Source organism: Gimesia fumaroli (genome assembly GCF_007754425.1).
Lineage (GTDB): Bacteria > Planctomycetota > Planctomycetia > Planctomycetales > Planctomycetaceae > Gimesia > Gimesia fumaroli.
Map to the genome: position 1 here is coordinate 373,596 of NZ_CP037452.1, position 22,688 is coordinate 396,283.

General features: G+C 48.7%; 18 protein-coding genes. 7 read left to right on the forward strand and 11 right to left on the reverse strand.

The window, feature by feature from the left end:
• Nucleotides 1-88: 88 nt before the first annotated feature.
• The 3 genes from Enr17x_RS01415 (at nucleotide 89) to Enr17x_RS01425 (ending at nucleotide 3,853) form a co-directional block, all read left to right on the forward strand.
• Nucleotides 89-1,426: a DUF58 domain-containing protein gene (locus Enr17x_RS01415; protein WP_145305471.1), complete on the forward strand. Its 1,338-nt coding sequence runs from the start codon at nucleotides 89-91 to the stop codon at nucleotides 1,424-1,426.
• Entirely contained in the window at nucleotides 1,423-3,441 is a 2,019-nt protein-coding gene (locus tag Enr17x_RS01420; RefSeq protein WP_145305472.1) for a transglutaminase-like domain-containing protein, read from the forward strand. The genes Enr17x_RS01415 and Enr17x_RS01420 overlap by 4 nt, the downstream gene beginning before the upstream one ends.
• A gap of 202 nt (nucleotides 3,442-3,643) precedes the next feature.
• Nucleotides 3,644-3,853, forward strand: coding sequence for a hypothetical protein (locus Enr17x_RS01425; RefSeq protein ID WP_145305473.1), 210 nt, complete (start codon nucleotides 3,644-3,646; stop codon nucleotides 3,851-3,853).
• A gap of 55 nt (nucleotides 3,854-3,908) precedes the next feature.
• Here Enr17x_RS01425 and Enr17x_RS01430 read toward each other — a convergent pair whose 3' ends face one another.
• The gene (locus Enr17x_RS01430) at nucleotides 3,909-5,063 is read right to left on the reverse strand and encodes a metallophosphoesterase (RefSeq protein WP_145305474.1); all 1,155 of its coding nucleotides are present in this window, start codon (nucleotides 5,061-5,063) and stop codon (nucleotides 3,909-3,911) included.
• Nucleotides 5,064-5,402: 339 nt separating this feature from the next.
• Here Enr17x_RS01430 and Enr17x_RS01435 point away from each other — a divergent pair, with 339 nt between their 5' ends.
• From Enr17x_RS01435 to Enr17x_RS01450, 4 genes are all read left to right on the forward strand, one after another.
• Nucleotides 5,403-6,860: a tetratricopeptide repeat protein gene (locus Enr17x_RS01435; protein WP_145305475.1), complete on the forward strand. Its 1,458-nt coding sequence runs from the start codon at nucleotides 5,403-5,405 to the stop codon at nucleotides 6,858-6,860.
• A gap of 146 nt (nucleotides 6,861-7,006) precedes the next feature.
• The gene (locus tag Enr17x_RS01440) at nucleotides 7,007-8,647 is read left to right on the forward strand and encodes a CRTAC1 family protein (protein ID WP_198000906.1); all 1,641 of its coding nucleotides are present in this window, start codon (nucleotides 7,007-7,009) and stop codon (nucleotides 8,645-8,647) included.
• A gap of 343 nt (nucleotides 8,648-8,990) precedes the next feature.
• Nucleotides 8,991-9,992 (forward strand): DUF1559 domain-containing protein, encoded by a 1,002-nt coding sequence (locus Enr17x_RS01445; protein ID WP_145313883.1) that lies wholly within the window; start codon nucleotides 8,991-8,993, stop codon nucleotides 9,990-9,992.
• A 132-nt stretch (nucleotides 9,993-10,124) separates the two neighbouring features.
• On the forward strand, nucleotides 10,125-10,433 hold the full coding sequence (locus tag Enr17x_RS01450; RefSeq protein WP_145305477.1) for a hypothetical protein: 309 nt from the start codon (nucleotides 10,125-10,127) through the stop codon (nucleotides 10,431-10,433).
• Nucleotides 10,434-10,587: 154 nt separating this feature from the next.
• Here the strand turns inward: Enr17x_RS01450 and Enr17x_RS01455 are convergent, their stop codons facing one another.
• The 10 genes from Enr17x_RS01455 to Enr17x_RS01500 form a co-directional block, all read right to left on the reverse strand.
• A complete protein-coding gene (locus tag Enr17x_RS01455) occupies nucleotides 10,588-11,871 on the reverse strand; it encodes a Gfo/Idh/MocA family protein (protein WP_145305478.1) in 1,284 nt (427 codons plus the stop codon).
• A 181-nt stretch (nucleotides 11,872-12,052) separates the two neighbouring features.
• Complete coding sequence (locus Enr17x_RS01460) at nucleotides 12,053-13,936, reverse strand: hypothetical protein (RefSeq protein WP_145305479.1); 1,884 nt, start codon at nucleotides 13,934-13,936, stop codon at nucleotides 12,053-12,055.
• A 59-nt stretch (nucleotides 13,937-13,995) separates the two neighbouring features.
• Nucleotides 13,996-14,985, reverse strand: a complete 990-nt coding sequence (locus tag Enr17x_RS01465; protein WP_145305480.1) for a phosphoglycerate dehydrogenase — start codon at nucleotides 14,983-14,985, stop codon at nucleotides 13,996-13,998.
• 128 nt (nucleotides 14,986-15,113) lie between these two features.
• On the reverse strand, nucleotides 15,114-16,295 hold the full coding sequence (locus Enr17x_RS01470) for a hypothetical protein (protein ID WP_145305481.1): 1,182 nt from the start codon (nucleotides 16,293-16,295) through the stop codon (nucleotides 15,114-15,116).
• Between the two features lie 79 nt (nucleotides 16,296-16,374).
• On the reverse strand, nucleotides 16,375-17,565 hold the full coding sequence (locus tag Enr17x_RS01475) for a hypothetical protein (RefSeq protein ID WP_145305482.1): 1,191 nt from the start codon (nucleotides 17,563-17,565) through the stop codon (nucleotides 16,375-16,377).
• Between the two features lie 64 nt (nucleotides 17,566-17,629).
• A complete protein-coding gene (locus Enr17x_RS01480; RefSeq protein WP_145305483.1) occupies nucleotides 17,630-18,532 on the reverse strand; it encodes a hypothetical protein in 903 nt (300 codons plus the stop codon).
• Between the two features lie 151 nt (nucleotides 18,533-18,683).
• Nucleotides 18,684-19,397 (reverse strand): DUF3299 domain-containing protein, encoded by a 714-nt coding sequence (locus Enr17x_RS01485; protein WP_145305484.1) that lies wholly within the window; start codon nucleotides 19,395-19,397, stop codon nucleotides 18,684-18,686.
• Between the two features lie 539 nt (nucleotides 19,398-19,936).
• On the reverse strand, nucleotides 19,937-20,542 hold the full coding sequence (locus tag Enr17x_RS01490) for a hydroxymethylphosphonate dioxygenase (RefSeq protein WP_145305485.1): 606 nt from the start codon (nucleotides 20,540-20,542) through the stop codon (nucleotides 19,937-19,939).
• The gene (locus tag Enr17x_RS01495; RefSeq protein WP_145305486.1) at nucleotides 20,539-21,321 is read right to left on the reverse strand and encodes a methylphosphonate hydroxylase; all 783 of its coding nucleotides are present in this window, start codon (nucleotides 21,319-21,321) and stop codon (nucleotides 20,539-20,541) included. Before Enr17x_RS01495 ends, Enr17x_RS01490 begins: the two co-directional genes overlap by 4 nt.
• Nucleotides 21,321-22,682 (reverse strand): DUF5690 family protein, encoded by a 1,362-nt coding sequence (locus Enr17x_RS01500; RefSeq protein WP_145305487.1) that lies wholly within the window; start codon nucleotides 22,680-22,682, stop codon nucleotides 21,321-21,323. Before Enr17x_RS01500 ends, Enr17x_RS01495 begins: the two co-directional genes overlap by 1 nt.
• Nucleotides 22,683-22,688: the final 6 nt, after the last annotated feature.

A 22,688-nucleotide genomic window follows, 5' to 3' on the forward strand; every position in this document is an offset into this window, starting at 1 on the left:
ATGGTTTTAGGAGCTGTGCTCGACAAGGCCACATCCTCAAAATGAATCTCTCGTTTCAACTCAGAAACCAAGAAGTGTTGAATCAGTAATGCATGTCTCGGAATACGATCCTTATTCACCCACGATCCGAAAAAAAGATTCGTTTACGAATCGCCTGCTGCTAGTGCGCATGCATAAGCATTACTGGTACTACCGGGTGACGTATCCGGGAAAAATTCTGTTGTTCGCGTTTTTTCTGTCTGGTGTCGGTACGATTTCTGTATCGGTTCCCATCTATAATCTGTTCAGCGTGCTGATGGCACTGATATTGATCGACGGAATCGTGTCCTGGATTTTTCGTCCCCACTGTGATCTTCGAGGAGATTTTCCCGCACAGACAACAGCCGGGCAACCGGCGGTTGGGCATTTTACCGTGACAAACAAGGGCTGGTTGCCGATTTACGATCTGGCGGTTTCCTTTCGCTGGCTGGAAAAACCGCTCTCGCAAACTGACCGGGATGATACGCTGGATTATCTGCCGCGCGGAGAATCCGTCGATATGACTGTGACCATTGATGCACCCCAAAGAGGGTTTTACGCGCTACCCAAATTAGGTGTGCATACCCTGTTTCCCTTTCATCTCAACCGTTCAGGCAGCGCCGCACTTCCGGGGAAGTCGCTGCTGGTATTGCCCGCCTTTCATCAACTGACGAGCGTCGATTTACCGGTTGGCAGTAAATTTCAGCCTGGTGGAATCGCATTGACTTCCAATGTAGGAGAGTCTCCTGAATATGTTGGGAATCGCGAATATGTTCCCGGTGAACCGGCACGCCGACTCGATTTTCGTTCGTGGGCTCGATTGGGAAAGCCGGTCGTACGCGAATATCAGGAAGAGTACTATTGCCGGATTGCCTTGATTCTTGATACGTATATGCCTAACGATTCGTGGCTGGTCCGCAAGTTAAAGAGCCTTCGTCAGCGTTATCAGCCCAAAACTGATTATGGGCAATCTATGAATGTGCTGGAAGCGGGGATCAGCCTGACTGCTTCTATCGCGGATGCTTTATCCCGCGGGGAGTATCTGATTGACCTGTTCGCTGCCGGCCCGGAATTATATGTATTTCGGGCAGGGCGACACACGGCGCACTTTGATAATGTGCTGGAAATTCTTTCCTGTGTTGATCGTTGTCCCGATGACCCCTTCGAGACCATCGGTCCGGCGGTTTTTGAAGAATTATCCAATGTCTCGACGGCAGTCTGCATTTTCCTGGATTGGGACGAACAACGCGAAAAAATGGCACGGGCTGTTTTGGATTCCGGATCTAGCCTGAAAACAATTATCATTCATGAGGGAGAAACAACAAAACCTTACAATTCCGATGAGTTCGGTCAGGCTTGGCACTTCACACCGGATAAAATCGCCAAGGGGAAGGTGGAATCATTATGAATGCGCAACGTACCATCGCATTCACGATGCTCAGCCTGGAAGCGGCCATCTTTGGGATCCTCTCGGAAACGCTGTTTTTCTCTGCCAGTATCGTGATACTGGCTGCCTTGTCGTATTTCCCGATTTTGCATTTTCCATTTTCACGTCGTCAGGTCTTTTGGACGACCAGTATGTTGGCCGTGCTGTTTATGGTGAAATACATGCTCTCGCAGCATGAGTTCACACTGGATCAAATGGCAATTCGAACGCCTTTAGCGTATGCGGCTGCACAATTTGTAATGACCGTCCAACTCCGCCAGCTGTTTGATCGTCACTTTGTTCCTTTTCTGCCGATTTCATTTCCTTTATTCGGCGTTGTTGTGTTCATTCTGACCGGAGATATCCTGATTCACAGTTCACGAGGCCTGTATTATCAGATTCTTGTTTTTATTTATGTGATGCTGACAGGGGTCTTTTGCCAATTAGGGCATGCTGTTCGGGAAGAAAGCAAAAAGCAGAAAAAAAAGTGGTCTGTTTATGTCATCCGTGCAAACGTCTTTGTAGTGGTCTGGTTGTTAGCCTGGCTGACGGCGACTGGCTTGGATCGTTATGAGCGTGAGTTGGATCAACTGTACTATCGTCTGATTGAACCGCGCACTTCCGGGATCGCGTCTCGTGCCGGATTTTCATCCATTTCAAAACTGGGCAGTCTGACGAAACAGTTTGATTCGGGTTCCGAGCAGGTTCGCTTACGTGTTAAATCGACTGATGAACCAGGCTACTTGCGGGGTCGCGCTTTTGTGCAGTTTTTTAACTCGGAATGGCATTCGGAAGTCGGGAGTCACAACGCGCCAATCATCGCCGTCCCGCCCGCGGGCGTCAAAACTGATATCCTGCAAGAGGGAACCTGGTTCCAGATCGGGCAGGCGAATTCTTCCAACTGGATTGAATTTCAAATTTGGACTGATGTGCCCGGTCATATTTTTGCCCCATTGAATACACCTTTGGTCCATGCTGTTGCCGATAGCCTGCAGTTCGATAGCCAGGATGTGTTAACATCGCGATCATTGGAACGCGGTTATCCGTATCTGCTGTTTTTTCCGCGTAACCAACTGCCCCATCGGCCGGAATCAGAGCAGTCTCTAAAACGACTGTTACAACTTCCGTATGACATTTCTCCCGAAATCAAACAATTGGCAGACAAGATTTTTGCCGGCTGCAAAACGTCTGCTCAGAAAATCGAACGCATTCAAACCTATTTTCCAAACAACTATCAATATGAATTAGGCATCTCGGTTCCCCCCGGCAAAGACCCGTTGACCTACTTTTTGCTCGAGAAACCAAACGCACATTGTGAATATTTTGCATCAGGCACAGCCCTGTTGCTAAGGCTGGCTGGAGTTCCCTGTCGTTATGTCACGGGTTATGTTGTCCGCGAACGAAATCACTATGATCAATTCTGGATTGCCCGTAACAGGCATGCGCATGCCTGGGTCGAGGCCTGGGATGATCAACGGGGCTGGGTTACAGTTGAGTCCACACCCTCCGCCGGACAACCCGAATATTACGCTCCCAGTTCAGCCAAACAGTATTGGGAGTCGTTTATCGGACAATTTTCCCGCTTGAAAACCGCCCTGCAGCAAGGGCAGTGGATCCTGGCACTCTCAGAGGCACAACTCCCTTTGGTATTATTGGTTTGTGGTGTGGCTCTCTGGTTTGGTTTTCGTTGGCTTATTCGCCTCTGTCGCAGACGATTGCAGGAACGAGCTGCATTTCGGGAGGAACCGCTGTATATTCAGGAACTGCACCTATTGTTGGCACAGATGGATCGTCTGATGGGGAAACATCAGCTTGTAAGAATGCCCGGCGAGACATTGATGCAGTTTTCCCGGCGGATTGAAAGCCAAGGTGCTTCCGAATGGTATCAGGCTTATGCCAGTAGTCGCTTCATGCCGGAAAGTGTAGCCACTAAAGAGTTAATCGTTCAGTTGAAGCGGCAGTTGCAGGAAATTCGTAACCAAAAATCACTCGCCTGAAGCTTTGAGCGGCAGATTTTGCAGGTCAAAATGGTCTTGGCAGCCAACCCCGGTCTGGCTAGAATCCGACCCTCATCTCTCACTTCTCAGTTGAAACTTCCAACTATTGTACTTTACGACTTTAAAAGACGAGCAGCGTGTTCGCCTTATTTGTGTGCGCGCCTGCTGACAAAACTTTAGAAAAAGAAACGGGATTCTCTCAATGAAAGTTCTCTCAAAAGTACTCATCATAGCGATCATTCCCAGTATGTCTTTTTTGGCTTCCGGATGTGAAATGCTTCCGCATGCGTTACAGCCCAGCCAATGGCATAAGCTGAATCGCGGACCGGCTCCACGGCAGGATACCTATTTTTCCGTACCTGACAATATTCCGGAACTGGAACCGGAAATATCGCTAGTGAGTGAGAAATAAAACTGTCCGGGTCTATTCTTCCTGACCACTTCGAGGTAGAGCGTGGAGTGTACGTCTATGGTTTCGAAGACTCCCGTGCCGAACTGGGAAATGTCTGGCGGTCCAAAACTTCATTCTTCAAGCTCTTTAACTCAGCGGTCATCATTCCTGAGCTTCGATTACAGGTCAGCAATAGATAGCCGTCCTTTCCTGCCAGAAACCGCGAGTGCGGGTCCGCGTACTGTGTGCCCGTTCCACTGAGGGATGTATTGTAGTAAGTCAGTCCCTCCCATTCAGCGCGCTCGGCATAGTAACCAAAGCCGGTCACACAGATGGTCCCTCTCTGAAACAGCTGGTGCCAGCCTCCCCCAAGCTGATTGCGAATATTCGCATTCCGCTCGTTGTAAAGCGTGACAACCTTTCCCGGCGCTTTGGCTGTGAGTGACTCATACCAGCGGTATTGATCGGAATTCCGGTCGAACGCATGACAGGTTTGCCACGTTGTGCCGAAGTCCGAAATATGGTTGAAGTCGAGGCCTATGAAGCGGAGATCAAACTCCGGGAGATCGAAGTGCCATTTCCATTCCTCATTGGGCAGTTCAAAGAACCGTCGAAATGCGGTCGCTTCCACATCATAGACTGCGTGTGCGGGCCGTGTTTTACCACGCGGATGAACCTCGCGGTCATGATTTCCGAGAATCGGCATGAAGGGCGTCGATTGAAATAACTCCGGGTACGTATCGATCAGTTCAATGTATGGTTTGATACACGCGCGCTCTCCAGCTCCGCAAGTCTGCCAGAGATTGCGGATGTTATCACCGGCGGTCAACAACAGGTGGACATCTTCTTTAATCAGACTGGATAAATCGGGTTTTGACTGCCAGTCAGCAACAATCGCAGCCCGCAGTGTGTCAGTCGGGTAGGCTTTAAATGTATTCACATCAGAACGCTGGTGTCTTGTTTTTACCGAGTAGTGATATGTTGCATTCTGATGCGTGAGAGGTATTTCGACGTGATGCAGTGTCGTCGTTTCTTCCAGCCGCCTGGTTTCCATGGTCTCAGGTGTCAGGCCATAACTCACAACAGAATCACCGGGCTGATCGGTCAGCCAGTTAACAACGATTTTATCTGGCTGATTCGATTTATGAGTTAACCAGATCCGTTGAATCTCAGCAGAAGAAACGATGTGCGGTACAAAAAAGACACTGAGTAAAAGCAGCAGAGTTCGCATGTAAAGTCGCTCGTTCGTTCATGAATGAATGGCAGGAAGGATTGAGTCGCAAGTGTGCATTATACCAGATTCGTAATCGGTGTACCTGTGTGAGAAGATCCCTTAATGTTATTTAAAAACAACCGTCTCAGGGTGCCTGTTTTGACCAACGCCATTCCAATCGAATTCGTAGTAATGATTAATCCTGAATCTTCCCTGAGAAATCAGTAATTTTGTAGTTGATTTCTTCTTTTGGACAGGAAAAGTACGGGGCAGACTCCTAGAATTACATTCCGCAGCAACTATCAAAATAGATTAAGATCGTCTGTTTATTCCTTATTTCGTATTTCTGGTGTTCGATTGACAACTAACGCGAGCGACCTGGCAAATCAGAAAGTCACTCCCGGTGCGCGAAAAAAGTGGATCGTTGCGCTCATCATTTTTCTGGTCGTGTTATTGAGTTCTCCGATCTGGGGGAAAGGCCTCTGGGTCGATTTTTTCCAGTATCGTGCCACAAAAAATCTGCAGGCACGAAATCCGGAGAGCGCCCTGCAATGGCTGGCGTATGCGCAGTCGCTGGATGATGCCAATCCCAGGACCAGGATTTTACGCGCGCGGTCGTTCAGAAAGTCACACGATGTTAAACAAGCCTATGAAGAGTTAAAAGCATATTATCAACTCGCTGGTGCGACAGACGAATATCAGCAGGAGCAATGGTTGTTCAATGCGCAGATTGGTGAGAATGCTGATTTACAACGGCATTTGAGTGAGTTGCTGATCAACCCCCAAGGCGATATTCAGGATATCTGTGAGACGTATGTCAACAGTTGCGTGTTGAACTATCAATTCAATGCTGCACTTCAAATTCTGGATCTCTGGGAAGCAGATTTTCCAGAGGATCCACTTCCTAATTTTATGCGCGGAAAAATTTACGAACACAGTCGAGCGTTGAAGGAAGCCACCGACGAGTATCAAAAAACGCTCAAGAAAGATCCACAATATGCCCCTGCGGCTTATAGTCTGGCGCGGGTGCAATTGACGCTCAAAAAAACAGAACCTGCCATGCAGTATTATGAAACGGCAATTGCGAATACAGAATATCCGGCACCCGCTCAAGTGGGGCTGGCACGTTGCTTAAGGTTATTGAATCGCAATGAAGAAGCGAAAAAAGTATTGGCAGAAGTCCTGAAAAAAGAGAGCACACAATTGCAAAAAGAATACCAGGCGATGGGCGATCATAAATCAGCAGCGAATTCTTCCGCCCAACTGGAAATGGGAAACCTGGAGCTGGCCGAAAAAAATTATGCAGCAGCCCTTAAATGGCTGGAACCTGCTGCCCAGGCCAATCCAATCGATCTGGCGATTAAAAATTCACTGGCGCTTGTTTATAGCCGCCTGGGGAGAAAGCAGGAAGCGAAGACACTCAGCCTGAAAATTAAAGAAACAAATGAAGCACTGGAAGAAATTCAACGTCTGTTAGATCAAATCCGAGAGAAGCCCGATGATGCAGAACTGCGATACCAGATTGGCAAACGGTACTTGAACTATGTCTCGGAAGAACAGGGAATTGTCTGGCTCAACAGTGTGTTTCGCTCTAACCCCAACCATGGGGGGGCGCACGACGAGCTGGCCAGATATTATGAACAGAATCTTTCACGTGGAGACAGCTTTCAACGGCTGGCGAAAACTCATCGTGAGCAGGCAGATGTACAAGTGGCAAAACAACAACCGATCTCTGGAAGTAAGCCTGAGGGGGCGAAGACGACTGAAACACAACAAACCCCTGTCAGTCCCTCCTTGTCATCTGAGCAAAAATAGAAAACCACGTGAGAATCAAGATGATCCATTCGAACAAAAAATTGAGAGAGCTCAGCCCTCGACGGTCGTACGGGAACCTGAGCCTCGCACGGGTTCTTGTGGCTGGTTTCTGTTTTTTTATCACAGGCTGTCAGGGTGATCCTGTTGTGACTGAGCAACCTCAGTCTTCTGAGCACAACGATTTGAAGAAACCCGAGCAGACTGAAGTCAGTATCCGTCCCGAATTTGTGAATGTCTGGCCTGAGCAAAAAATTGAGTTCACGTATCGCAATGGACGGGACGCGGGAGAATTGGCGATTCTGGAAACGCTGGGCGGAGGAACTGCGGTTTTAGACTACGATCGTGATGGACGGCAGGATCTGTTTTATACCGGCGGTGGAACCTTTGAAAAGGGAAGTACCAAAGGATATCCCTCTTTACTGTTGCGGCATACAGACACATTTCGCTTTCTCGACAAGACGCAACAAGCGGGTATGGATCTGGCTACCTTTTACAGTAATGGGTGTGCAGCTGGGGATTTTGACAATGATGGTTTTCAGGATCTGATTGTGACCGGCTATGGCGGTTCGATTCTCTGGAAAAATTCAGGCGATGGTACTTTCGAAGAAGTTTCCCTCGATGCCGGTTTACGCGACTGTTTCTGGGGATCCAGTGCTACCTGGGGAGACCTGAATGGAGATGGTCTACTCGATTTATACTTGACTCAATATGCAGACTGGTCGTTTCAAAATCATCCCAAATGCGAACTGACGCCAGGCGTACCAGATGTGTGCTCTCCCCATTCGTTTAAAGGTGTGAGTGATATGGTCTTTTTTAATCGAGGAGACGGTACATTTTACGATGCGACGAGAGAGGCGGGGCTGGTAAGTGGTGGGAAAGGGCTGGGCGTGATTCTCGCGGATCTGGATAATGACTCCGATCTGGATGTGTATGTCTGCAACGATACGGTGGAAAACTTTTTGTATCTGAACGACGGCCAAGGAAAACTGGAAGAAGTCGGTTTCATCAATGGTGCCGCCGTCGATGACAGGGCAACTCCTAATGGCAGTATGGGTGTGGATATCATGGATTATAATCAGGATGGCTTGCCTGATTTGTGGGTTGCCAACTATGAGAGAGAGGCCTTTGCCTTATACCGCAACGATGGAGAGGCTCAGTTTCTACACGTCAGTAACGATACGGGAGTGACGTCGATCGGAAATTTGTTTGTCGGTTTCGGAACCGCGTGTGCGGATTTTGATTTGGATGGTGATGAAGACGTGGTTGTAGCGAATGGGCATGTCGCCTATTTTTCTAAAAATTCCCCCTTCCGACAGAAGCCGCTATATTTGGAGAATCAGCACGGGCGTTTTGCGCAGCTTGAATATGAGGAATCGTCCTATTTTGGTCAGACCCATACAGGCCGTGGTTTGGCTCTGGTAGACTTCAACGATGATGGCAATCTGGATCTTGCCATTTCCAACTTTGCCGACCCTCCGGCGATCCTCAAAAATCAGACCCAAACAGCGGGTCATTGGATCGCAGTGCGGTTGGTGGGAACGCGCAGTAACCGAGATGCGATTGGTGCGCGACTGATACTGCATACTTCGGCAGGCGATCAGGTTCGCCAGGTGAAAGGGGGGGGCAGTTATCTCTCATCAAGCGACTTACGCATTCATTGGGGGCTTGCAGAGGGGGTAATAGTCCAAGGTATGACAGTCTATTGGCCTTCAGGTGTGCATCAAAAATTGGAAACGCTGCCCCTGGATTCCACCAGCCTGCTTCAGGAATCAGACGCAGGCTCATAACCTTCTGCTCTATCTTTCTGGAATTAAAAATAACGACAAGACTTCCAGACCGTTGATGTGTTGAATTTGTGTTCAAGAGACCATTGGTTTGGAGTAAGTCTTGATATTTAATATACTTAAATAAATATTATCTGTTTGATCTTGTTCTTTTTGTGCCTTTCGATTGATCAAAAAGTTGTTTTTTATCGATTAGGTAATAAAATATATAACTGGATCTATCGGTATAGTTATCGTAGTAGAAGCCCCTAGGCCTTCCTGTTTTTCCCGCCTGTTTGTACCCAGTTCTACCGGGCGATCGTATCTGTAATTTTTCCCTTTTTTATAGTTCCATTGGAGAGTATCTATGAAAATTTTACGTAGAAGGCGAGCATTTACTTTGATTGAATTGCTCGTTGTGATTGCGATTATCGCAATTTTAATTGCACTACTTTTGCCAGCTGTGCAGCAGGCAAGGGAAGCGGCTCGTCGCTCCCAGTGTAAGAATAACCTGAAGCAGTTTGGTCTCGCATTACACAACTATCACGAAACGCACCGTTGTTTCGGTCAGATGACACTCCGTGCTGTTCATCCAACATACGGCGTGCAGCCTTGGGTTGGTTTCAGCCAGCAGGCCATGTTATTGCCGTTTCTGGATCAAGCGAATATCTATAATTCCTTCGACTTCGGCAATAACTGTGAGGAATCCCCTAACACAGATAATAGAAATGCCGGTATTGGTGTATTTCATTGCCCTTCTGACCCAAGATATACGAACTATGGTGAAGGTCATCTGAACTATTATATGTCAGCTGGTCCCTGCCTGGGTTGGAATGTCACTGTTGGATCTCAAGAAGGATTCACGCGTTATTCTCTGGTGACACGTGTTGCTGATCTTCTGGACGGTGCCTCCAACATCGTGGCCATGAGTGAAAGAATTGTCGGAACCAACAATAGTTCTGCTTTCAAACGGACCGGCGATGTGCGCCGTAGTGTGCCTTATGGTGGATCTGGTGGTAACAATGCAACCTATCCTTCAAAATCAGATCTGGATACTCACGGCACTGCCTGTGCAGCTGCCTCTGCGTTTTACGTTCATCGCGGCTCACGCTGGATGAGAGCGGACGAGTGCTGGTTCAATACCTGGAATACTCCGAACTCACCTAATGATGACTGCAGTACCGGAAACGGTGGTCATGCGGGTGGTGATGCACCATCAAACCAGGCAGCACGCAGTCGTCATACCGGCGGTGTGCATGCTTTGATGGCCGATGGTTCTGTGCACTTCGTCTCAGAAAATATTGACTTACTGAAGTGGCAACAGCTGGGTGGAATTGCCGATGGTGCTGCTGTCAGCATCAATGAATAGACCATTCTCTATTGCTTAATCGTGAAAAACAGATCAGCCCGGCAGCGGTGATTGCCGGGCTGTTTTTCATTCTTCAAATCAGAAATTGAACAGAAATCATACGTTGTAGCTATATTAAGAAAGGGTCTAACGATGAAGAAACTGGCTTTATTGTGTCTGTCACTGAGTCTGATGCTTACCGGCTGTGGTGCGGGAGGCGGCACTGGGGAAACCTCTCCTGCCAATCAGGAAGCACCGCCTGCTCAGGATTTATCGGCCGTCAAAACGACATTGAATGGCATTGCCGAATCCGGTGTTGTGGACAGCGGTTTCTTTGGGATTCCTGAAAGCCTGGAACAGGCAGGAAAGCCAGAACTCGCTGCGGAAGCAAAAAAACTGGGCACAATGACAAACCCAAAACAAATTAAGGCAGCCGCTAAAAAAATTGCCGATCAACTCTAATTGATCTGTCGTTTGATACCGCATCTTCGATACACATTAGTCGAAGATGCTTTTTTATGCGCGACTCTTAGTTTAAACAGAAAAGAACAGGGGAGCCGATAAATTATCGGCTCCCCTGGCTGTAGATTATGGATCACTGCAAAGTCCGATGGAATCAGACTTTGGGTTCCCAACCTGGTTCGTAATCCCGTGTCCACATTGCCATAGCGGCCTGGTCGTTCTGAATATGACCGTTCTTAGGATCACAGGTCATCGTGCGACCTGTGCGGTGGGCGATATTGCCGATGTGGCATAACAGCGTACTCTTGTGGCCAATTTCAATTTCGGCATTCAGACTCATCGGCTCATTATTACGAATCGCGTCAATGAAGTTTTGAGCATGCTCGCTCATCCCCTGATTGCCGTCCACTTTTTCGATTTCTTTGTCCTTGGCGTCCAGAATGCGGTAACCACCGGATGTGCCGATGATCAGGTTTCCTTTGCTGCCAAAGAAGGTTACAAAGTCATTCTTGTGACGATTACAACTGGTACCCTGCCAGGTGATCTGTTTGTTGCCGTCGAATTCGTAAGCAACGACATGGGTGTCTGGCGTCTGCTGATCGTCATCAAAGGCATAGCGGCCACCGCTGGAGACAACACGGGTCGGATAATCGACGTCCAGCCCCCAACGGCAAAGGTCCAGAGAGTGCACGCCGTTATTTCCCAGTTCGCCATTGCCGTATTTCCAGAACCAGTGCCAGTTATAATGGATCAGGTTGTCCACGTATTTTTGACGGGGAGCGGGTCCCTGCCACAGGTCATAGTTCAGTTCACTGGGAACAGAAGCAGGCTTACCGGTTCCGATCGAACCACGGGCACTCTGGTAATAGGCTCGTGCCAGGTAGACATCGCCGATCGCCCCTTCTTTGACTTTCTGAATCCCTTCCATGATGGATTCACTACTGCGTCGCTGGCTGCCCATCTGGACGGCCCGTTTGTTTTTGCGGGCAGCAGCCACCATCATTTCACCTTCTTTGGGATTGTGACTACAAGGCTTTTCTACATACACATTCTTGCCTGCAGAGCAACCGAGTATCGTAGCCGGTGAATGCCAGTGGTTCGGGGCTGCGACAATCAGTGCGTCAACGTCTTTGTCGTCAAGAATTTTACGGAAATCGCCGATGGGTTGCGGTGCCTTCTTGGTTGCCTTCTCTACTGTTTTGGCAGCTTTGGCGACACGAGTCTCATCAGTATCACAGACATATTTGATTTCGACGCCGTCCAACGCACCAAATGTTTTTGCCAGAGCGAGACCGCGTTGCATCCCCATGATTCCAATGGTGACTTTTTTGCTCGGGGCTTTATTGGCGGCTGAGAGAATCGCGGGGGCAGCAATTCCAGCAGCGGTGGCGACCGCTGTTTGACCTAGAAAAGTGCGACGATTGACAGAATCGGACATAGTCTGGTTCTCCGTTGATCTGGGAGTAATGGTAAGGCAGGATTTTTCAATATAAAACAAACTGCATTTTAACCGCGCAGGCTGGCAAAGAACACGCTAAAAACAGGTGGGGCGCGAATTTGTTAAAAAAACTAATTATATCGACCCATGTTGATCAATTCGGGGCAGGTCGCGAAACACATCAGGCTTTTCTGATGTAATGGGCTGCGAAACTGCGAATATTCTGCCCATTCAGGACATGAAACATGCGTAATTGTTGAATTGTCTCCTGGCTGAACCGTCCCAAGGGAACGTGAATCAGTTTTTTCTGATACCGTTTTGCCAGACGCCGCCAGCCAACACCAGGCGGGGCTTCACTGAGCAGTGCGATATGAGATTCTTCACTATAATGACAGGCGGCGACCAGCAGCCGTTCTTCGAGAGTATCAACAAAATCAAACTGGACGTCATTCCAGATATCGTATACCGGCCGTGGTGGAAACAGAAACAGGGCGCCCCCATACGATGCCATACCGATGCCCGGTCCCACCATTTCTTTGCGGTAATCGGTTGCAAAAAAGGCCAATGTCGATTCGTCCTGATGCTCGGCATGCCAGGTGAGCCGGTAGGGATAGTCTCTTGGATCAGCGGGCGAGTCGAACAGCATGATCACACAATCCAGCCGTCCCCGGCTGGGGGGCAGAACTTTGACGTGAATTTCTCCCGTGTGCCAGTTCCTCAACGTTTCCCGCAAGTCGAGACCATCTTTCATGCTGGTGGTGAATTTCTCGGTTCGTGCCAGATCGACTCCCAGCAGTGAGAGTGCGTGGTCTTTCACGCTCGTACGAAATTTTTCGATAGCGACATCTTCCGGCGGCCAGCTACATTGTTTGTAGGGATTCCAGTTCATTTCCCATTCATCCTGTTTTGGCTTGGGAGGTTTGGGAATCAGTTTGCAGCTCCGCCAGGAAATCGGGTTGCCCGGGAGACGATTACTTAGCTCAATCATGGTCCCATTGGGAAGTTGTGCCTGTTCAATTCCAAAGTTGAGTTTTTCGAACGGCAACAAATGCACGAACGGATATTCGCGGGCCGTTTCTGCAACCTGAATTGCAAACTGATCACCGGCGACCTGCTGGGCTGCTTTCACGAGTGTATACAGGTCGGGGGTCATGCGGCGTTCGATGAGTGACAGATTTCGCACGTAACGAAAATAGACCGACAGCAGTTTCGGAGTAATTTTTCGTCCCCGTGATTTCAGTTCAACGCGATAGCGATCTCGGGCGGTTAGCGCCAGTTCCTTGATTCCATCCACAGACAGATTTTCGTCATCCTCCAGTTCAGAACGAGCTGCTTCATAAAGGCCTGTAATGTAAGGCAGTTCGCCCAGCATAAATAATAGTGTTTCTGAATCAGCACTGAAAATTGTGGTGTCGTTGACAGATTCGTCCTCGACTTCCAGAGGAAGCTGGTCAATATAAGCGTCGTGAATCCAAGGCCAGTCGGAAAGGGAGCAGACCAGCAAGATGGATTTGTATTTTTTTTCCAGTTCCCGCAAATGATGAGCCATCATGGTACAGCGGTCCAGAGGCTGCCCTTCCGGTAATTTGTTTAACGCCGGCAGCACTGCGGCGGAAAATTTTTCGAGGGGCACTTTCTTTAATGCATAGGGGTCAGGCAGCGAGGCTGCGATACTTTCAAAGCGTTGTGTTTCCAGATCGATAAAGTGGCGGTCGATACGCTCCATCATCGCGATACGGAGTGCCGCGATGACTCCCTGGCAAGGGTCGATGGGCACATAACTGAAGACACGCTGGTCTTCATCATCGTCGTCATCTTCTTCCCAGGGGGCCGCACCGGAAATCGCAGGTTCTTCCTGCAGGACCGCGGTAATACTGGGAAGGAATGTGATTGCACGCTCCACGTTACTTTGAAATGAAGGGGGCAACGGGACCGCCAGACAGTCAAATTCATTGTTCAGCATGACCCGGCGGACTTCAATCGCAAAGTCACCGCTGCCATGGATCAACGGTAAAACGGAGATCCGGGGGCTGATCTTCAAAAAACTGGAGTGAGGGGCTGTCATATTGAATGCGTCCAGTTTCTTGCTGCTGAGAGGTCAATCTGCTTAATTCGTCAGAAGAGTTAACGTGACCATTTCCACTCTGTGATGTTTTTCAAATTCACAACACACTCTTCAGGCCACTCACCCTGATACAATTTTACGATATTCTGAGCCGCCATCGCATACGCGTCACGGTGCGATTCCTGATCCAGACCACCGATGTGACAACTCAATAGTACATTTTCCAGTTTGATCAATGGACTTTCAACAGGCAATGGTTCTTTTTTGTAAACATCCAGACCTGCAGCACGTAGATGCCCCGATTCTAGCGCTTCGATGAGTGCTTCTTCATCCACAAGGCCGCCTCGAGCGGTATTGATTAAAACGGATCCGGACTTCATTTTTGCCAGTGTATCCCGATTGATAATATCGATCGTGTCGGGAGTGACAGGCAGATGCAATGTGACATAGTCCGATTGGGTCAACAGAGTATCGAGATCGGCGAGCTTGATCTGATGTTCGTCAGCAAAAGCTTGATTGGGAAAGGGGTCGTATGCCAGCACCTGCATGCCCATCCCAATGGCGCGCGTGGCAACGGCCTGGCCAATTCGTCCCAGCCCGACAATACCAATGGTGCTCCCCCAGACGCGCGGCGTTAATGCCCGCTCCCATTGTCCGCTGCGGACGGCACGATCTTGTGAACGCGTTAAACGGGCAACGCCCATCAACAGTGCAAACGCCTGTTCTGCTACCGAGTGATGATTCACACCCGGAGTGATTGTCACCGCAATTCCCAGTTCGTCGCAGGCTTCTAAATCGACGGCATCATAACCAACACCATAGCGTGAAATGACTCTCAGATCCGGGAGCTGTTCCAGAACATCACGCGTATATAATTCTGCACCAGCCAGAATCGCCTCGAAGCCCTGAACCTGCTCTACGACACGATTCGGTTCTTTTCGCAGATCCACTTCAGCCGGGACGATGGCCACTTCCAATCCGCCCGCTTGCAGAATTTCAAAATGCGGCCCAAATTCACACATTTTTGCAGTACAAATCGTTCGAGGCATAACAGATTTCTTTTATCAATGTAATCTTAAAAAGGGAGAATCGATAAAGCTACTCTAGCGAAACCACGTCTTTGCTGACAACGTTCCCAAGGCGAAAAAACAAAATGCTCGTAAATCCTTAGGTCCCTTTAGAAGAAACGTTCCGCACTTTTGACAGTGGCTGGATCTTCGTTACGTAATTGGTTGAGAAACAGCTTTGCTTTTTTGACAGTCGCTATATCGGGGCCTTCTCCGGATTTATTCTTTCCTTTAGCGGCAACCAGCAGGTACCGCACGATGGCTTTTTTGACAGACCGGCTTTGATAATCCTCTTGCCCATACATTTTCATCAGGCGGTCCATTACACTCCAGTCCTCCCAGCGGGCAAGGTTTGCCACAGCAAGGTCGGCTAGTTCCGGGCGTTCCAATAAAAGTCTCATTGATTGACGTAGCCGGTCTTTGCTGATCTGGCAGTTTTCATAACTCCAGATGAAGGAAAGTGCTTGCATGGCTGCATACGTTTCACTGAAAGCAACGTCCTTCGCGAGGAACTTACTCTGCTCGATTTTTGTCAGGCCTTCTGAACCGGTTAACATCAGATAACCCGAGATTAAGCCACCAATGCCCAGCCGCAATTCTTCAGTCGACTCATTGGTTTTCTGTTCCATGAATGCGATTTCAGATTCCTGGCCACACAGGCCCAGCAATAAGCCATACAGACCCAGCCGCGGAACGGGGGTCTTCGAACTGGCAAGCCAACTCTGAAGTTTTTCTCGCGGGAGCTCTTGGGCCAGTGGAGTAATGTGTTCGAAGGGCGCGTTGGCGAATTCGGCAAAAGCGTCGTTGGCAATCGTCTGGTCAGGGTCTTCCAGGAATTTGAGAAAATACTTCAGCCGTTGGGTGGTTGCCTGTTTCAGGCCGGGTGCCTGCGTGATATAGCGGAAGCTGGCTTCAGTTACTTCGATTGGATCATCCCACTTGATCTGGGCTCCCCGGCTTCCAAGCAGCAAAAACAGAGCCCCGGTTTTGCCAGAATAATGCCGCTGGATGGTGACCCGAGTGCCTGCTTTGAAATCCTCTTTCGCGGGTTGACGGACGATTTCTTTGATTTGGAAGACTGTTTTTCCTGATTGTTTCAGCGTTCCTTCTTCTGCTTCCACCCAGTTTGCCAGTACAGCAACATCAGCTTGCAAGAGCTGTTCGGTTAAGGGCTTAGATGGGCCAGGGCAGAACGGGCATGCTCTGAGATTCTGTGCAGAGATGATGACCAGTAGGCCACACACCAGAACGGAGAAAGAGCGAAGTACTAATTTTTGTTTCAGAGCATGCATTCCCGATCCTTCGGGTAATTGAAGCAGAGTGAAGTGAGCGTCATTTCCTTATGACGCTCTTGGTGGAATCTTTCGCGTCTTATTTCAAGAAAAAGAAGCGTTCGGCACTTCTTACGGTTTTTGGATCTTCTTTTCGCAATTTGTCGAGCATCTGTTTTGCTTTTTCCGTGGTCGCGGCATCAGGGCCGCCACCCTTTTTATTCTTCCCTTTGGAAGCGACCAGGAGATAACGCACAATAGCCCGTTTGATGGACGGGATGTCATAGTCTCCTGTGCCGTACATCCCCATCAGGCGGTTCAACACGCTCCAGTCATCCCAGCGGGCAAGGTCCGCGACGACCAGGTCAGTCAGTTCGGGACGATCCAGCAGCAGGCGCATTGATTGACGTAAACGCTCTTTGCTGATTCGTCCGTCGCCATAAGTCCACATGAACCGCAGAGCCTGCATTGCAGCGTACGTTTCACTGAATGCGACATCCTTGGGAACAAACTTGGTTTCATCAATTTTGTCGAGTCCGTCCGCACCGGTCAGCAGCAGGTATCCCGAGATCACACCATCAATGCCCAATCGAAACTCTTTTGTGGGCTCATTGATTTTTTTCTCCATGAATGCGACATCAGCTTCCTGACCACACAGGCCCAGTAACAGTCCATACAGTCCCAGCCGTGTGACAGGAGTCTCTGGATCCAGAATCCATTTTCGGATTTTTTCCCGTGGCATCTCTTTGGAGAGTGGCGTGATATCCTCATAAGGAGCATTGGCAAATTCAGCGTAAGCGTCGTTTGAGATCATCTGGTCCGGAAATTCCAGGAACTTCAGGAAGTACCGCAAACGCTTGGATGTTTTTTCTTCAGGAGCAGGCGCCTGTGAAATATAGTGGTAGCTGGTTTCTGTGACTTCGATTGGATCGCCCCAGTCGATACTGGCTCCTTTGGTGCCCAGCAGTAAAAACAGATTTCCTTTTTTGCCGGGACGATGGCGATTAATCGTAATCTGATCGCCGACTTTCAATTTGTCTTTGTCAGCCTGACGGACAATTTCTTTAATTTCAAAAACGGTTTTTCCCGCTTTGTCCAGCGTTCCTTTTTCTGCTTCCGTCCATTGAACCAGCACGGCAACATCCGACTGTGAAAGCTGCTCGGTTAAGGTCAAAGAAGGGGCAGAACAGAAGGGGCAGGCGGTGGCCGTTGTGACCTGTGCCAGCACCAGTAATCCAGAGAGCAGCCCCAGTAAAATGCGATTCTTAATGTGTGTTGTCAGACCATTCATTGCCGAACCTCGTGGCGATTAAGACTGTTGTATGTTTGTTGAATATGAGTCGGTGTTGTCATTATTATTTGTCAATCACGATGGCATCGTCAATCATGTAAATACGTTGAAGCTCGCCATCAATGGTTTCTGCATCAATATGAAACACGCCCACAACATCAAAGGGGCGATTCAGGATGTAGTCAGCTGTGACGCCGTCCCGCATTACAACGGGAAACAGGTCATAGATTTTTGGATTCTTTCCAAAGCAGCAAATCTGATTATCACGGGCCAGTTGAAAAACTTCATTTCCCGTCTGTTGGAATGGAGGATACATAAACCCTCGGATTCGAATGCGCTTGCCATTCAGATCTTTCAGCCATTGAGGCATCAGTTCCGGTGCTTCAGGAGTGACTGGTTCCATATTCATGACTTTGAGTAAATCAATGTCGTCATAGTTGATGAGCAATGCGTTTTCAGGAGACGTTTTACGAAAGGAACGCTCTTTTACCAGGATTTTGACTTCGCGTGGTTCGAGGGAAGCGAGTTCTTTTTTTTCCTGATCGCTTAATGCACGATCTTTAGGATCCGGTTTCTTTGCAATGAGGGGCGCTGGTTCTTCAGGGGCACTGTTATCAGTTTGTGGCTTCGGTATTGCGATAACTTTGACTGTGTTTTTTTCTGTAGAGGGAGTGGGGCTATGCTTCGCTGTTTTCTCTGCCGATGTTGCTGGTTGTTTCTCTGCTGCCGGTGAAGTTGTCTCTGGTGTGGTTTTTTGATCGGTGACAGTTGGTTTTGCCGAGGCAGTCTGTTTGGTTTCTGAGTCGGTATCGGTTTTCTGGCTGCGTTCGTCGATGGTTTCGCTGAACTGTCTGTATTCTGTCGGTTCTGACGAAGAACAGCCGGTTCCCAGTAGAGGCAGGCTGCTCGCAGTCAGCAGAGACAGGAAAATCATGGTTTGTCGGGTGGGATAAAGGTGGGCGGGCACGTGATCAAACTCCTGATGATCGGGTGGTTGCACCAACTTCTTGACAAAGTTGATAATGGCTCAGACTGGAAATCAACCTGAGCCATTCAGAGATTAAAATAAAAATTCGCTTTTTCTTTCTCAGTGGAATCGGGGATGCTGTTTTAAAGTATCAATAGGCGGTCCGTGCCTGCTCAAAGTGTGTTCCCTTCAATTGATAAACGGGCTTTAATTCACCGGCCTGTGTCGGCGCTTCGGCTAAGAACTCACCTGCGACTGAGACCAGCCCTGCGTAAAAATCAGCATGCTGATCGCCTTGCATTTCGACCAGAATCATATCTTTCGCATCAGGTTGTCCGCCAAAACAGCACTGGCCATTGTCTTTGACCAGAATAAAACTCTTCAGGTTTTCAGTTTGACGGGTAGGATACATATATCCTTTGAGGAAAATTTTCTGTTTATCCATTTTCATGACGTCGGGATTAACACGTGTGACACCATCGGTCTGGATAAAATCCTTGGCGGCAATGTCACTGGCGAAGTTGAGTCGCTGATACCCTTCGGGGACTTCATGCGCGTATACAAAAGACTGATAAGAAATCCCGCTGATCAGGAAAAATGCTGAAATCGCAACTCCTGCCAGTGCGACCGTCTTTCCTCCCAACTCTCCCCCAGAACGGCTGATGCTGAATAAACTGACCAGGGAAATCACGATCCCGAATACGGCAATTCCTAAACCAATAATTCCAAATAGCGCGATGAATGAAAATAACGCCAACGCCAGACCTACGACGGCAGTCGGAGGCACGGGTTTGTAAGAAAACTCGTCATGCGCAGGCACAACATTCTCTAAAGAGTGATTGGATCCATCAAGAACTTGCGACATCTTGCAAGGCCTTTCAAAAATTCAACAAGAACCAGGAATAAACGAATAAGTCAGAACCACGGGTCGCTCATGGACGACGAACTTGGTCCGACTTCCAAAAAGAGCCACTGAATACTATATCTATCATATCATGCCAAAGGGGGCAGAGCACCCCTGAATTCTAATAGATTACCAGAGAAATCAGTCAATGCAGGGGGAGTGACGGATTAATTTTCAGCTTCCGAAAAGTCAAATGTGGACTGCCCTCTGAAACCCTACCGACATACCTCTGATTCTACAGTATATACGGTTCGACTTCGCGTTTTGTTGAATTTTTATCAATCTTAAGAATCTCAACCGGAATTGGTGAGGATCATCTGGGGATTCACAAATGACATTTCAGATTTAGTGGTCATAAGTCTTATTAAAATAAATGTTTATGTCGATTTTTTTCCTGATATCGTTTAGGCGTAGTTTTAGCATGAATACAATTTAAATGTTCAGTTTTCTTTGTCGTCACTCTCAAGTCAATCCAGGTTGTGGCAAGATGATCTCGGAAATCAGTCACATTCCAGGCAACTCTCGACGTCCTGGCGATAAGCAGACAACGCAGGGACTTCCAGGCCTTTGACCTTGGCTCCATCATCCCAGCGTCTCAGTAAGACCGCTGTATTATGAAAGGGGTTACTTTCAAATTCAGCCACTTCGTCATCTGTCATCAATCCACCTTGTAACTTGAAGCTTTGTTGAGATGCCTTTGAGAGACCATTGAAATATTCAGCGTCAATCGTGCAGAGATAACGTTTCGCGGGGACATGTAGCAGGATCGGTTCGGTGACCGCTTTCCCGAAAAATGGTTCTAACTGTCGTGCTCCAATAGTTTCGTGATGCCAGTCTTCGACCAGGAAATCATTCTGTTCGTCATGTTCATCCATCAGAAAATGTCCGATGTCATGCAGCAGTGCAGCGGTAATCTGCTCCATTGATGCCTGACTTTCTCGCGCCAGATGAGCAGCTTGCAAGGCATGCTCCAGTTGCGTGACCGCTTCATCATAAAAGCTCTGGCCATGTCGTTGCATTAACTCAAACAGCGCATCCACGTTTTGACTGCGAGTTTTCGAAAGAGATAATGTATCACACAATGAGATATCGAGGTTTTCTTTCATGATTGCTCTGCTGGCTTTCCGTCAAAATGTCCAATTTTACTGATTTTCAGTTTCTCGTCGCTGGTTTGTCCTACTTCAGCGAGCGAACGTCGTTTGTCAGCGTAGTAATCCTCGCGCAGATCGCCTTCTGCAGCAGCGTTGTAAGTCAGATACAGAGTCCGCCTTGGTTGCTCTGTTTTATTGGGAGGACTTTTATGAGGAGCATAAGAACTGAAAAACAATGCGTCACCCGGTTGCATCAGGACCGGCTCCCAATCGAGTGATAGAGCAAAGTGAGGCTCAATGCAGCCGTGCTCATCCAGGTGCAGCAAGCCTTGCTGATGCAGACCGGGGGCAAAAAACAGGCAGCCGTTTTCTGGAGTCGCTGCATCAATGGCAATCGAACACGTAATATGATTCTTGATGAATTCATAAGCGGGCGCGTCCTGATGCGGCGCATAACCGCCGCCGCCGGGATATTTATAATTGATTTTTTCTTTATAGAGCGTTGCCGGCTCGCCCATTAATTGGCCGGCGCTTTCAATAATTTTCCCCTCGGTCAATAATTGTCGGATGCCTGTATGGTATCCCAGGATGTATTCCGTTCGTGCCGGTTTCACCCCAAAAGGTGTCTGTTCAAAATGATGCATCCATTGATTATCACTCGCGGGCCACTCACTGATTTCTTCAACCCACTGCCGCAGGTTCTCGGTTTCCGTTGGTGTGAGAAAACCGGGGAGCTTCACGTAGCCGGTTGTTTCCCAGGCTTTGAGTTGTTCTGGTAAAATGGTTGTTGTCATTATAATACACCTGTGTTGGTACCAAGCCTTGGTTCTGTTTCGAGTTCAAACGGTTCTGGTAAGGGGGCTTCGCTGACGGTCTGTTTTAGTCGGAAATACAAGACGACGACTACGGTACCCACTATGGATACAGGGGAGATGATCAAAGCCAGCCAGAACAGGAGCGAAACAAAATCCAGGTTCTTTTCAAAGACGAGATTAACGATCGCCATCAAGACCACCGTGCTGATATAACCGGCAAAATCTCCCAGGTAGAGCAGGTAGCCCACATTGCTTTTGTTTCGCAGCATGGCAATCACACGCTCGTAAATGGTCGTATGGAACAGCACGTAGGGCACATACAGGCTGATGCCAATCAGAACCATAAATTGAAAGGCGGCATCTTCCGTCCAGTGAGTCGTTCCCCAATAAGACAACGTGGTGACCAGTGCACAGGCAAACCCGAGTCCAACCATCGACATGCCGACTTTGAACGCGCGATAGTTGGCACCAATAAACACCACCGCTGCACTGAGTGCCACAACCGCAATCGCGACCAACATTTCTGACTGAGCAAAAATTTCCGGTTTTTCAACGCCGAAACCGGACCAGATCTCAGCAGCGTAGTCATCACGCACACTGCGAAAAATCGTGAGTAACACCATGAGTAAAATCAAGACCGTCAGCCCCAAAGCATTGCGGGAATAAAACTGGCGGCGTTCCACACCATTAAAGGGAGAGCGTTTCGAGCGTGCCGTCACATCCAGTTCACCCGGGGGAGGAATTTGTTGCAACATCCAGACCCCGATGATTAAAGGGAGCCAGAACAAAGCACCCGTGAGAAACGGCATCCAGAATTCCGAGACGCCATAGTCTTGCATCAGGATGGCACCAACTGTCTTCACAGTGCCGGACGCCATGATGAAGCTGGCACACAGTCCGGCTGCCATCGCTTCCGTCACCCGCCGTCCTTCAAGAAATGCAAACACACAACCAAACACCATTCCCAGGGGCAAACCGTTACAGAACAGAAAAACGGGCTTCAGCCAATAAGGGGCGACCGCATAAGGGAGCAGAGCAAGATGCGCAACGCCGATCAGACTCAAGATCATCGCTGCACGGCGGTTCGGCGTCATTTCAGAGATGACTTTAATGCCGATGAATTTGGAGAGTGCGTAGCCGCTGACTTGAGCAAACAGCAGGATCACTTTGTATCCCACGCCCCAATATACAAGGTCTTCATATTGCGCGACGGTAAACGGTTTGCGAAAGGCGTACATACAGAAGTAAGTCGTAAACGCCGCTATGACCGACCAAGCGGTCAAGAGACCCCGATTGCTTTGTTCCAGACGCGTCGAGATGTACGCAGATTGAAATTGCATGCGGCG

Excerpts from the sequence above, each read along its gene's own strand:
- Enr17x_RS01415 (WP_145305471.1), top strand. The coding sequence starts at position 89 with ATGCATGTCTCGGAATACGATCCTTATTCACCCACGATCCGAAAAAAA.
- Enr17x_RS01420 (WP_145305472.1), top strand. The coding sequence starts at position 1,423 with ATGAATGCGCAACGTACCATCGCATTCACGATGCTCAGCCTGGAAGCG.
- Enr17x_RS01425 (WP_145305473.1), top strand. The coding sequence starts at position 3,644 with ATGAAAGTTCTCTCAAAAGTACTCATCATAGCGATCATTCCCAGTATG.
- Enr17x_RS01430 (WP_145305474.1), bottom strand. The coding sequence starts at position 5,063 with ATGCGAACTCTGCTGCTTTTACTCAGTGTCTTTTTTGTACCGCACATC.
- Enr17x_RS01445 (WP_145313883.1), top strand. The coding sequence starts at position 8,991 with ATGAAAATTTTACGTAGAAGGCGAGCATTTACTTTGATTGAATTGCTC.
- Enr17x_RS01450 (WP_145305477.1), top strand. The coding sequence starts at position 10,125 with ATGAAGAAACTGGCTTTATTGTGTCTGTCACTGAGTCTGATGCTTACC.
- Enr17x_RS01455 (WP_145305478.1), bottom strand. The coding sequence starts at position 11,871 with ATGTCCGATTCTGTCAATCGTCGCACTTTTCTAGGTCAAACAGCGGTC.
- Enr17x_RS01460 (WP_145305479.1), bottom strand. The coding sequence starts at position 13,936 with ATGACAGCCCCTCACTCCAGTTTTTTGAAGATCAGCCCCCGGATCTCC.
- Enr17x_RS01465 (WP_145305480.1), bottom strand. The coding sequence starts at position 14,985 with ATGCCTCGAACGATTTGTACTGCAAAAATGTGTGAATTTGGGCCGCAT.
- Enr17x_RS01470 (WP_145305481.1), bottom strand. The coding sequence starts at position 16,295 with ATGCATGCTCTGAAACAAAAATTAGTACTTCGCTCTTTCTCCGTTCTG.
- Enr17x_RS01475 (WP_145305482.1), bottom strand. The coding sequence starts at position 17,565 with ATGAATGGTCTGACAACACACATTAAGAATCGCATTTTACTGGGGCTG.
- Enr17x_RS01485 (WP_145305484.1), bottom strand. The coding sequence starts at position 19,397 with ATGTCGCAAGTTCTTGATGGATCCAATCACTCTTTAGAGAATGTTGTG.
- Enr17x_RS01490 (WP_145305485.1), bottom strand. The coding sequence starts at position 20,542 with ATGAAAGAAAACCTCGATATCTCATTGTGTGATACATTATCTCTTTCG.
- Enr17x_RS01495 (WP_145305486.1), bottom strand. The coding sequence starts at position 21,321 with ATGACAACAACCATTTTACCAGAACAACTCAAAGCCTGGGAAACAACC.
- Enr17x_RS01500 (WP_145305487.1), bottom strand. The coding sequence starts at position 22,682 with ATGCAATTTCAATCTGCGTACATCTCGACGCGTCTGGAACAAAGCAAT.